The sequence below is a fragment of the Nocardia xishanensis NBRC 101358 genome (assembly GCF_001613365.1).
In the GTDB taxonomy this organism is placed as follows: Bacteria; Actinomycetota; Actinomycetes; order Mycobacteriales; family Mycobacteriaceae; genus Nocardia; species Nocardia xishanensis.
In genome coordinates this window covers 45,002-55,447 of record NZ_BDCF01000053.1, presented here as the reverse complement: position 1 = coordinate 55,447, position 10,446 = coordinate 45,002, and the positions used below count along the sequence as shown (strand labels likewise).

Below are 10,446 nucleotides of genomic sequence, written 5' to 3'. Positions count from 1 at the left end.
GGGCGCGGGCCGCGCTGCTGGAGGTGATCGGCGCGCCGAGCGGTACCGACCTGCGCGGGGCCGCGTGGGTGCCAGGGGCCGCCGCCCAGACCGAATTCGCCCCGGCGGCCATCGGCGTACGGCACGGTTTCCACGCCAGGCACGGCAGGTTGCCGCAGCCGGTCGCCTACAGCCCGGACGGCGGCACCCTGGCGATCGGCAGCGACGACGGCGGCGTCTTGATCTGCGATACCGAGACCGGACGGCCGCTGCGCACGCTGCAGACTCACCGCGCTCGCACCTTCGCGGTGGCGTTCACCGACTCGGTGCTCATCACCGGCTCGCACGATCGCACCGTCGGCATCTGGGACGCGATGACCGGCGAGCTGCGCCGCATTCTGCCCGGCCATCGGAACTGGCCGTGGCCGGTGCTGCTGAGCCCGGCGGGGGATCTGCTGGTGACCGGCGACGCCGAGGGCGTGCTGCGCTTGTGGTCGCTGCCAGGCGGCGAGCTGCGTCACGAATGCGTGCCCGCGTCGGGTGGGCGGGAGCTGATCTACAGCCTGGCCATGTACGGGACGACGCTGGCCGCGGCCTACCGTGACGGCGTCGTCCGGCTCTGGGATATCGAAACCGGTAGGCAGCGGGGCGAATTCGAGGGCGCGGGCGGCTCGGTGTTCCGCATCGCGTTCGATCCGTCCGGGACGTTGCTCGCGGTCGGCGGCGTCGACGGCGCGCTGACGCTGTGGGACGTGGCCACCTGCCGCCCGGTTCGCACGCTGACAGGCCACACCGGGCGCGTCTACACCCTGGCCTTCCATCCCACCCTGCCGCTGCTGGCCAGCGGGGACACCGACGGTGGACTGCGCACCTGGGACGTCGAGACCGGAGAGGCGCGGCACGCGCCCGCCGAGCACACCGCCGCGATCTACTGGCTCGCCTTCGATCCGAGCGGCGCGGTGCTCGCCTCGGGGGACAGCGCGGGTCTGGTCTGCCTGCGCGAGAGCGAGTCGGCGCAGCTGCGGCACCGCCTCACGGCGCACACCGGCTCGATCTGGCCGTTCGCGTTCCGGCCCGACGGTGCGCAACTGGCCATCACCGACGACCAGTTCACCACCCGGCTGTGGGATCCGGCGACCGGCGTGTGCCGCCACACCCTCACCGGGCACGGCCGCCAGGTCACCTCGGTGAGCTTCAACTGCGGCGGCGACCTGCTCGCGGCCTGCGGCAACGACGGTGTGGTCCGGCTGTGGGATCCGTTGTCCGGCAAGATGGTTCGCCGTCTGGTCGGCAGCGACGACCGGTTGCTCACCTTCGAGTCCGCCGTGTTCAGCTCGGCGCAGCCGCGCCAGCTCGCCACGGTCGGCAACGACGGGCGGCTGAGCCTGTTCGATCTCGAGACCGACGGCTTCGAACGGCACATCACTGTGGAATCCGCGCCGATCTGGGCGATCGCCTTCGATCCGACCGGCGATTTCCTGGCCACCGCCAACGACGACGACACGGTGATCGTCTGGGTTCGTTCCACCGGCGCGCTGCACGCGGTCTGCGCCGAACATCGCGGGCGGGTGCGCTCCATCGCGTTCGACGCCGACGGCACCCTGATGGCCACGGGCTGCGACGACTCGGTGGTGCGGCTGTGGGAGGTGTCGTCCGGGCGGTTCCTGCGGGCGCTGCGCGGCCACGGCGACCGGGTCTACTCGGTGGCCTTTCACGGCGACCGGCTGGCCAGCGCGTCCTGGGACGCCACGGCGCGCATCTGGGACGTCGAATCAGGGGACTGCCTGCACGAGCTGACCAGGCACACCGGCAGGCTGTGGACCTCGGCCATCGACCCGCACACCGGCACGCTGGCCACCGCGGGCGACGACCTGGTGATTCGCCTGTGGGACATGGCCACCGGACGACACCTGCACACCATGGAGGGGCACAAGCGCCGAGTGTGGTCGCTGGCCTTCGACCCGGCGGGCAGGCGACTGGCCAGCGGCGGCGACGACGGCAACGCGATCCTGTGGACCCTGCCCGGCGGACACGACGCCGCGCCCGCCGTTCGCGCCGTACTGCTCGGCCTGCCGGAGGGCTGGGCCGCGCTCACCCCGGACGGGCGCTACAAGTTCGAGGGCAATATCGCCGGGCAGTTCTGGCACGTCATCGGCATGACCCGCTTCGAGTCCGGCGAGCTGGATCCTTATCTGCCCGAGGTCGAGCAGATCCCGGTGGACGCGCCGCTGTAGGGGGGCGCCGAGGCGCGGAATGAGAGACCATTAGAGTTCCTCTCGCAACGTCGCAACAAGGAGTGTGGGATGGCCGCCGAAACGTCCGTGACAGGAACCGCCGAACTGGCCGCGCTGCAGACCGGAGGGTGCACCACCGAGCAGGCATGGGCGCTGTTCGACCGCCTGCCGGGCATTCGAGTCGCCGAGGTGACGACAGGACGCTGGCGCGGCGAGGAACTGGACACCGGGCACCCGCTCGACGGCGTGCTCGTCGCGTCGGGCTGGTACGGCAAGCAATTCGACGGGCCCGACAGCGTGCATCCGCTGCTGTTCGCGGACGCCGCGGGAACGGTGTTTCCCGTCGACCCGCGCCGGGTGCCGCTGAGCTTGGCGGGGAAGGTGCCGCTGTCCGGCGTGCGGATGCTGCGCTCGATGCTGCCAGTGCTCGGTCCCGTGCTGCGCACCCGCAACCACACCGCACGGCTGCGCGACGTCGAATTCCGGGGCGTGGTGAGCGCCGCGATGGTCTACGACCACCTGCCGATCATCGACCACTTCCGCCGCGTCGACGCGCACACCTTGTTCGGGGTGATGGATCTGCGCGGCATGGCCGAGCCGTACTTCTTCGTCCTGCGCCGATAGGTCACGCGCACGGCATACCATCGGACTCGTCGCCCGAGAGGTTGATCGCCGTGCGAGGGGAGACCGTCGATGGAACGAACGACCTGTCTGGTGGTCGGTGGTGGCCCCGCGGGCATGGTGCTCGGCCTGCTGCTCGCCCGCGCCGGCGTCGAGGTCACCGTGCTGGAGAAACACGGCGACTTCCTGCGTGACTTCCGCGGTGACACCGTGCACCCCACCACGCTGGACCTGCTCGACGAACTCGGCCTCGGCGAGGAGTTCGCGAAACTGCCCGCGCGGCGGCTGGAATCGGTGCAGTTGCCGGTCGGCGGCTCGTTGCAGACCCTGGCGACGCTGAACACCCTTCCCGGCAAACACAAATACATCGCGATGGTGCCGCAATGGGATCTGCTCGACCTGCTCGCCCGCGCCGCCGACCGCGAACCGGGCTTCCGGCTGCGGAGGAACACCGAGGCCACCGACCTGATTCATGCCGACGGCCAGGTGACGGGTGTGCGGTATCGGACCAGCGAGGGCGGGGTCGGCGCGATCGAGGCCGCGCTGACCGTCGCCTGCGATGGACGCGATTCGGTGCTCAGGGCCGCCGCCGGGTTGCGCACGCGCCGCTGGCCGACGCCGATGGACGTGTGGTGGTTTCGCCTGCCGCGCACCGGGATCGATCCCGCGGGCGCGATTCCGCTCGTCACCCCGCGCCGCGCCGCCGTCATGCTCGATCGCGGCGACTACTGGCAGTGCGCCACCCTCATCGCCAAGGGCAGCGACGCCGAGGCCAGGCGCGGGCCGGTCGGGGCGATTCTGCGCGAGATGGCCGAGGCCGTGCCGTGGCTGGCCGACCGCGTCGACGCATTGCGCGGCTGGGACGAGGTCAAGCTCCTCGACGTGCAGCTGGACCGCCTGGAACGCTGGTACGTCGACGGGCTGCTGTGTCTCGGCGACGCCGCGCACGCCATGTCCCCGGCGGGCGGCGTCGGCATCAACCTGGCCGTACAGGATGCCGTGGCGGCCGCGAGAATCCTTGCCGCACCGCTGATTTCCGGGCGGGTGCGGGTCGAGGACCTGGCCAGGGTGCAGCGCCGCCGCTGGCTGCCGACCGTCGTCACGCAGGGCATGCAGCGGTCGCTGCACGCCTGGGCCATCGGGCCCGCGCTGTCGGGTCGGGTGGACCTCTCGCACGCGGGGAACGCGCCGTGGCCGCTGCGGGTGCTGCGGCGGGTGCCGGTATTGCGCGGTGTTCCGGCGTACCTGATCGCTCGCGGCGTATTGCCCGAGCATGCACCGGATTTCGCGCGGCGGGCGAACTGAGGACCCGTCGGCGGGACCGATGGAGCGCGCCCTAGACGGACAACGAATCCGGCTCGCCATCGTGGTGGACAGGTAGCCGCGCGACCCAGCCCGCGACCACGGCGAGTCCGGTCGCGCGATGCACGGCCAGGAAGCCGAACGGCCGATCGAAGACGACATCGACCTCGGTGACCAGGTAGTCGCCCGGTAGCGGCATGCTCACCGCCCTTGCGGCGATGGCGGTGACGGCCGCGGCTTCGAAACCTTCTCTGGTGAACCGCGCCAGCACGTCCTGCGCGCCCTGGGCGATCGCCAGCTCCTCCGGTGAGATCGCAGGGAAGTGGCCGCGGTCCGTGGTCATGGCCGTGGTCAGGCCGAACAGCTCGGGCGTGGCGCACAGGTCGTGCGACGAGCGAATCTCGAAGGGCGGCACACGGATGTCGAGCCGGTCGCCGGGTCGCGGCGAGCGGTATTGCGAGACGCGCAGCCCCGGTCCGCTGGTTTGCGGGCCCAGCTCGCCGCGGACAGGCGTCTTCCCGGTGAGGGCCGCGAGGCCGGTGGCGAGCACCGCGCCCGGCTCGGCGGATCCGAGCAGAAGGTGCACGTCCACGTCGGCGGTCCCGGTGACCACCACGCGCGTCACGGGGTCAGGGCCATCCAAGAGGGCGACCGCGGTGAGGTCGCCGGTGGATCGCGTGAGGCCGCGCCCGCTGATGCCATGCCACGGTCCGGATTCCGGCCGCAGCACGGTGTCGTCGAATGGTTCGCGCCACCGGGTCTCGGCGACCAGCGCGGTCGCGAGAACCACCAGCGTGCCGGGCGTGAGGCGCACGGGGAATCGTTCGATCAGCCCGCCGGTCCCGCGAGCGGCCCATGCGTCGAGCGCGTCCTGCCCCGTCAGCCGCCCGATCGTCTCCGGCGGGACGGTGTCGGTCCATTCGCGGCGCAGCGGAAGCGTCTCGGCGAACCACGCGCCGAGCGCCGCGGACACGTCGTCGGACTCGGCCATGATCCGCGTCAGCTCCAGCGCGGCATCGTGCGCCGCCTCGGCGGGCAGCCCGATGGCGGCTTCCAGTTCGTCTCGGGCGGGTCCCGACGCGGCCCCGGTGAGCAAGGCGAGCAGCGGCCACAGCCCGGCGCCCGAGACGACGAAATCGTCCTCGCCCGCCGCGGCCACCCAGCGCGCGGTCAGGTCGTTGACGGCGGCTGTTCGCGTGTCGACTGTGCTCCCCACGCCGCCACGATAGTTCGTGAACGACAAGCGGTCAGGCAGGCTTGGCCAGACCGGACAGAGCGCGGATGGCGTCGGTCAGCGAGATCGGGTGATCGTGTTCGATCGCGGCGAGCCCCGTCTCGAGCAACTGGCGCATCAACATGGACTGGGTGATGCCGCGATCGGTGGCCGCGGCCTTGATCCGCGCGTCCAGTTCGGTCGGCATCTTCAGCGACCGCGAGACCATGATGCCCTCGGGGCCCGGGGTCGGCGGCAGCTCGACCGCCGCGTCGCTGTATTCCATACGCGCGGCGAGAGCGGCCATTTCTTCGGGGGTCTCGGGCCATTCGGTGCTGCTCATCGCGTCATCTCCCACTTGCGGAATTCCTGGAGTTGATCCGGTGTCATCGGCTGGGCCGCGACGATCTGATGATCGGAGCCGTCCAGCGCTCGCAGGGTGACGATCAGCGGTCGCCCGTCATCGGTGCGGCTCCAGATCGTCAGCGCCGATACCCCGGTGACCGGATCGACGCCACGGCGCGGCCAGCGACGGTCGGCGTAGAGCACCTCGATCACTTCGTGACGCTCGATCCCGGCCAAGGCGAGGACCGTCGAGATGCCGTACCACCATTCGTAGGCCACCACCCCGATCCTACGCGCCGGGTACCACCCGCGTGGTACCCCGTCAGCCCCGGCTGCCAGGCCCCGGCTGTTCGACGACAGGCCGAGCCGATGCGCCGAGCACTCGGCGGCGAGCCTGTCGGCAGTATCCCGGTACCGAAAGCGGCCCACCCTTGGGATCGGTTGTCGTCGTCTGGCTATGCTCGACGCCGATGATTACCGAAACGGCCTTGCGCCACATGCGGATTGGTGACCCGGTGCACTTCTGAGCACCGTGCGGGCCGGTGGCGGCCCGCTATTCGATCGCGGATCTGGTGCCGCCGCGCGGGCTCCGCCGCTGTCGTGTCGATCAGAGGCTCGAACATCGACCACTACAGGAGGAATCGTGCCCACCAAGACCCTGTGGATTCCCACCGCCGACGGCAAGGCCGACGCATTCGCCGCTTTCCCCGACGACGGCGAGCCGCGGCCGGGAGTGCTGATGTACATGGACGTCTTCGGCGTGCGGCCCGTGCTGGAGCGGATGGCCTGCGAACTGGCCGAGCACGGCTATTACGTGCTCGTTCCCAACATCTTCTATCGGCACGGACCCGCGCCGGTGGTCGAACTTCCCGAGCGCATCGGGCACGAGATCCGGCCCGCGATCGCCGCCCAGCTGAGGCCATTGGTCCAGGCGCACACCACCGAACGCGCACTGCGGGACGCCGACGCCTACCTCGAGTTCCTGACCGCCCAGCCCGAGGTCGGCGGCGGACCGGTCGCCGCGATCGGCTACTGCATGGGCGCGGTCCTCGCTATGCGCACCGCGGCGGCGCACCCCGACCGGGTAGCCGCCGTCGCCGGTTTCCACCCCGGCCACTTGGTCAGCGACGCACCCGACAGCCCGCACCGTCTCATCACCGAGCTCACCGCCCGAATCCATCTCGGGCTCGCCGAAGACGACATGCCGTCCGAGGCCGTCGGCGAGCTCCTCCGGACCCTGGACGCCGCAGACGCCGGCCACACCTGCGAGGTCTACCCCGGCACCGTCCACGGCTTCACCATGTCCGACACCGACGCCTTCGACCCCTCCGGACTCCGGCGTCATTGGGACGACCTGTTGCCTCTCCTCGACCGCGCCCTGGCCGACAGCTGAGGCTCCGGCTCGAGAAGCGCGGTAGCGCCGCTGAGACCTCGGGATCGGCCACCTCTAGCCCGATGAGCCGCAGGATCCGCGTCGAACGGACCACGGGCAGAAGCGATTCCGGCCAGTGCCCACGCGAGCTCGGCGCTGGGCACGGTCGGTCGAGATGCGGCCGATTCAGGCGAGGTCCGGGCGCAGGATGATCGTGCCGAACGCGGCGCGCTGCTCGAGCAATTCGTGGGCGCGCGCCGCCTGGTCGAGGGGCAATGTCGCGTCGAGGAGAGGCTCGAGCGTTCCGGCTGCGACTTCGGCGAGGACTGTCGCGCGATAACCCGCCACCTTGCCGAGCCACACGGGGCCCGCGCAGCCGATCAAGGTGAGTCCGCGGGTGATGAGGTCGATCGCGGTGATCGGCGCGGGCGCGCCGGAGAGGAAGCCGTAACCGAGCATGCGCCCGCGCAGCGGGGTCATGAGGTCGAGCAGTTCCGGTGTCGCGGGCCCGCCGATCGAGTCGAACACGACGTCCAGCGTGGCGCCGTCGAGCACGGTGCGGAGGCGGTCGGTCCACTCGGGATCGTTGTGGTCGATAACCTCGGTGGCCCCGAGCTCGCGAGCTCGCGCGGCCTTGGCGGGACCGCCCGCCGTCGCGATGACGCGCGCACCGCGTCGCGTCGCGTACTGGGTGAGGTAAGCGCCGACGCCCGTCGCCGCCGCTTCGATCAGCACTGTCTCGTCCGAGGCGGGCGCGGCAGTGTCGATCAGGGCGGCCGCGACCGAACCGCCCATCAGGACCGCGGCGGCGACGGCGGTGTCGACACCGTCCGGAATAGGCGTCGCCTGCGCGACATCCGCGACGACGAAGTCGGCGTAGGCGCCCAAACCGTTGGTGGCCGCCACGACTCGACGTCCGACCAAGCCGGGATCGACGCCTGCCCCGGTCTCGGCGACGACGCCTGCGGCCTGAAAACCGAACACCAGCGGCGGCTCGGCGGGGGTCGGGAAACTGCCCGCGCGAATCGCGACTTCCGGGTAGAGCACCGGGATCGCCTCCGCTCGGACGACCAGTTCGCCCGCTCCCGCGCGCGGCTGTGCCACCTCCCGCGCGACCAGCACCTCCGGTCCGCCCACACCTGTCATTACGATTGCTCGCATTGGAGAACTCCTAAGTTGACTGATGGTCCAGATATGTCGCCTAGACGATATGGACCGTCGGTCAACTTTGTCAATGATCGAAGGCGGGTGACATGTCCGAGGGGCGCACGCGAGAACGGGCCGACGCCGCTCGCAACCGGCGCGCGATCCTGGACGCGACCAGGAAGCTGCTGGCCGAGCACGGTGCCGAGGGCGTCACCATGGACCGGGTCGCGGCAGTGGCGGGGGTGGGCAAGGGGACCATCTTCCATCGCTTCGGCAGCCGGGCCGGGCTGCTGCACGAGTTGGTCGCCGAACCCGCGGTCGCGCTGATGGAGGCCGTCTCCAGCGGCCCGCCGCCGCTGGGGCCAGGGGCGCCCGCCGCCGAACGCCTGTCGGCCTACTTCGCGGCGATGACGGATCTCGTGATCGACAATGTCGAACTGGTCGTGGCCTACAACGCGGTGCCGCCGCACCCGAGACGCGAAGAATTCCACGCGTTCTGGGCCGCGCACATCACCGCGATGCTCGCTGAGGCGCGTCCCGACCTGGACGCCGAAGCGGTCGGCGCGCTGCTGCTCGCGTCGTTGGGCGGTGAGCTCGCGTCCAGGATGGTGCGCGCGGGGGAGGCGGATCGCTTGCGCGCCGCGATGCGCGATCTCGTGGCGTCGGTGCTGCGAGCAGGGGGACCCGCGTAAGGCGGCGGTTCAGTCGCGCGCGAGGATGGCTTCGAAGCGTTCGTCGGCGCGATCGAGCTGGCCTAGGATGTGCTGCTTCACGTGATCGGCCAAAGGGGTGTCCGGCCTGCTCACCAGGTCTCGGTAGACGTCGGTGAGCGGGCTGTACTTCACGGCGAGCTTGCGCATGATCGGCCCGTCGGCGTAGAGGATGCCAACGCCGTTGTCGGTGAAATCGGAGAGTTTGACGACCCGGGCCCACGGCGCGCGATCCAGGTTCGACGCGACGTGATCGCGGTACTGCTCGTGGCTGTCGCGCGCGGGGTCGGGCTCGGGAACGGTGACGGCGGCGACGAGCTCGGCGACCCGGCCGCCGAAGCGTTCGGACAGTTCGGTGAGCGCGGCGTCGGTGGGGGAGCCGCCGCGGGTGCCCGCCAACTCGGCCGGGTGGTCTTCCACGGAATCGTGTAGCAAGCCGGCCGCCACCACGTCGGCGTCGCGCACTTCGTAGTGGCTGACGATCCGGATAGCCACGCGCAGAAGATGATTCAGATACGGCTCGCGTCCGTAGCGGTCGTCGCGGTGCAATTCGGAGGCCAGATCCAGCGCCTCGGTCAGGCGATCGCAGTCCGGCAGTTCCGCGATCTCGAGCAGTAGCCGATCGCGCAGTCCCGCTTCGCCATAGACCTCGCTGATCGTGTGCAGCGGCATCACGGCCAAGACTCCCGCCCCAGGATTGCTCATACCGCCAATCTATCGGTCCGATCGGCCGCGCGCAGTGCCCTGGGCCACTTGTTCATCTGATGGACCGGAGTGATTCCCGCGCGTGAATCGTTCATCGAACGGCGAATGATCTTCGCCGCCAATCGCTTTCGAAATCGAACGCGACGTCGTGCGGTCCGGGCTCGGCTCAGCGCACGTTGCGGGGGCGGAACTGGACGCTGATCCGAGGGCCGACCGGCTTGCGCGTCTTCGGTACCGCGTGCTCCCACGTCCGCTGACAGGATCCGCCCATCACAAGCAGGTCACCGTGGCCCACCTGGTAGCGGATGCTCGCGCCGCCCCGGCGCGGCCGCAGCAGCAGGGCGCGCGGTGCGCCGAGGGACAAAATCGCGACCATGGTGTCGTGCGTCCCTCCGCGTCCGAAGGTGTCGCCGTGCCAGGCCACGCTGTCGCGCCCGTCGCGGTAATAGCACAGGCCCGCGGTGCGGAACGGTTCGCCGAGCTCGGCAGCGTAGTAGCGGCTCAGCGCGTCGCGCGCCTCGGCCAGGATCGGATCCGGCAGCTCCGCCTGTTCGTCGTAGAAATGCAGCAGCCTCGGGACGTCGACCACGCGGTCGTACATCGGCCTGCGCTCGGCCTGCCACGGGACCTCGCGCGCCAACCGGTCGAACAGTGCGTCGGCTCCGGTGAGCCATCCGGGTCGCACGTCCACCCACGCGCCGTCGGACAGCGACGTGCGCTGCGTGCCCTCGAGCGAGCCGAGTCGCATATCCCCGAACCCGTCGAACAGTGAGCCCTGCAGCCATGCGGTCACCCGCCCGACCATACCCCCATTCGAAC

11 protein-coding genes are annotated in these 10,446 nt (G+C 70.6%); 5 read left to right on the top strand and 6 right to left on the bottom strand.

Annotation, left to right across the window (positions count from 1 at the left end; translation table 11 throughout):
- The 3 genes from NX1_RS29520 to NX1_RS29510 form a co-directional block, all read left to right on the top strand.
- The coding region (locus tag NX1_RS29520) for a WD40 repeat domain-containing protein (RefSeq protein ID WP_373864928.1) at positions 1-2,213 on the top strand (2,213 nt) is incomplete at its 5' end.
- A gap of 69 nt (positions 2,214-2,282) precedes the next feature.
- Positions 2,283-2,837, top strand: coding sequence for a DUF4334 domain-containing protein (locus NX1_RS29515; protein WP_157120186.1), 555 nt, complete (start codon positions 2,283-2,285; stop codon positions 2,835-2,837).
- A 69-nt stretch (positions 2,838-2,906) separates the two neighbouring features.
- A complete protein-coding gene (locus NX1_RS29510) occupies positions 2,907-4,139 on the top strand; it encodes an FAD-dependent oxidoreductase (protein WP_068066511.1) in 1,233 nt (410 codons plus the stop codon).
- Between the two features lie 31 nt (positions 4,140-4,170).
- Here the strand turns inward: NX1_RS29510 and NX1_RS29505 are convergent, their stop codons facing one another.
- Genes NX1_RS29505 through NX1_RS29495 form a run of 3 tightly spaced genes read right to left on the bottom strand, consistent with a single transcriptional unit; the run spans position 4,171 to position 5,973 of the window.
- Complete coding sequence (locus NX1_RS29505; RefSeq protein ID WP_068066537.1) at positions 4,171-5,352, bottom strand: serpin family protein; 1,182 nt, start codon at positions 5,350-5,352, stop codon at positions 4,171-4,173.
- A 31-nt stretch (positions 5,353-5,383) separates the two neighbouring features.
- Positions 5,384-5,692 (bottom strand): ribbon-helix-helix domain-containing protein, encoded by a 309-nt coding sequence (locus NX1_RS29500; protein ID WP_084501842.1) that lies wholly within the window; start codon positions 5,690-5,692, stop codon positions 5,384-5,386.
- Positions 5,689-5,973, bottom strand: a complete 285-nt coding sequence (locus tag NX1_RS29495; RefSeq protein ID WP_068066531.1) for a hypothetical protein — start codon at positions 5,971-5,973, stop codon at positions 5,689-5,691. Before NX1_RS29495 ends, NX1_RS29500 begins: the two co-directional genes overlap by 4 nt.
- Before the next feature lie 364 nt (positions 5,974-6,337).
- Between NX1_RS29495 and NX1_RS29490 the strand changes: the two genes are divergently transcribed.
- The gene (locus NX1_RS29490) at positions 6,338-7,087 is read left to right on the top strand and encodes a dienelactone hydrolase family protein (RefSeq protein WP_068066508.1); all 750 of its coding nucleotides are present in this window, start codon (positions 6,338-6,340) and stop codon (positions 7,085-7,087) included.
- A gap of 165 nt (positions 7,088-7,252) precedes the next feature.
- Here the strand turns inward: NX1_RS29490 and NX1_RS29485 are convergent, their stop codons facing one another.
- Entirely contained in the window at positions 7,253-8,227 is a 975-nt protein-coding gene (locus NX1_RS29485; protein WP_068066505.1) for a quinone oxidoreductase family protein, read from the bottom strand.
- 92 nt (positions 8,228-8,319) lie between these two features.
- Between NX1_RS29485 and NX1_RS29480 the strand changes: the two genes are divergently transcribed.
- Positions 8,320-8,904, top strand: coding sequence for a TetR/AcrR family transcriptional regulator (locus NX1_RS29480; RefSeq protein WP_068066503.1), 585 nt, complete (start codon positions 8,320-8,322; stop codon positions 8,902-8,904).
- A gap of 9 nt (positions 8,905-8,913) precedes the next feature.
- On the opposite strand, the gene NX1_RS29475 is transcribed toward NX1_RS29480, so the two are convergent.
- Both NX1_RS29475 and NX1_RS29470 read right to left on the bottom strand, forming a co-directional pair.
- Positions 8,914-9,627: an HD domain-containing protein gene (locus NX1_RS29475; RefSeq protein WP_068066500.1), complete on the bottom strand. Its 714-nt coding sequence runs from the start codon at positions 9,625-9,627 to the stop codon at positions 8,914-8,916.
- A gap of 166 nt (positions 9,628-9,793) precedes the next feature.
- Entirely contained in the window at positions 9,794-10,432 is a 639-nt protein-coding gene (locus tag NX1_RS29470) for an alpha-ketoglutarate-dependent dioxygenase AlkB (protein WP_218024198.1), read from the bottom strand.
- Positions 10,433-10,446: the final 14 nt, after the last annotated feature.

Excerpts from the sequence above, each read along its gene's own strand:
- NX1_RS29515 (WP_157120186.1), top strand. The coding sequence starts at position 2,283 with ATGGCCGCCGAAACGTCCGTGACAGGAACCGCCGAACTGGCCGCGCTG.
- NX1_RS29510 (WP_068066511.1), top strand. The coding sequence starts at position 2,907 with ATGGAACGAACGACCTGTCTGGTGGTCGGTGGTGGCCCCGCGGGCATG.
- NX1_RS29500 (WP_084501842.1), bottom strand. The coding sequence starts at position 5,692 with ATGAGCAGCACCGAATGGCCCGAGACCCCCGAAGAAATGGCCGCTCTC.
- NX1_RS29485 (WP_068066505.1), bottom strand. The coding sequence starts at position 8,227 with ATGCGAGCAATCGTAATGACAGGTGTGGGCGGACCGGAGGTGCTGGTC.
- NX1_RS29480 (WP_068066503.1), top strand. The coding sequence starts at position 8,320 with ATGTCCGAGGGGCGCACGCGAGAACGGGCCGACGCCGCTCGCAACCGG.
- NX1_RS29475 (WP_068066500.1), bottom strand. The coding sequence starts at position 9,627 with ATGAGCAATCCTGGGGCGGGAGTCTTGGCCGTGATGCCGCTGCACACG.
- NX1_RS29470 (WP_218024198.1), bottom strand. The coding sequence starts at position 10,432 with ATGGTCGGGCGGGTGACCGCATGGCTGCAGGGCTCACTGTTCGACGGG.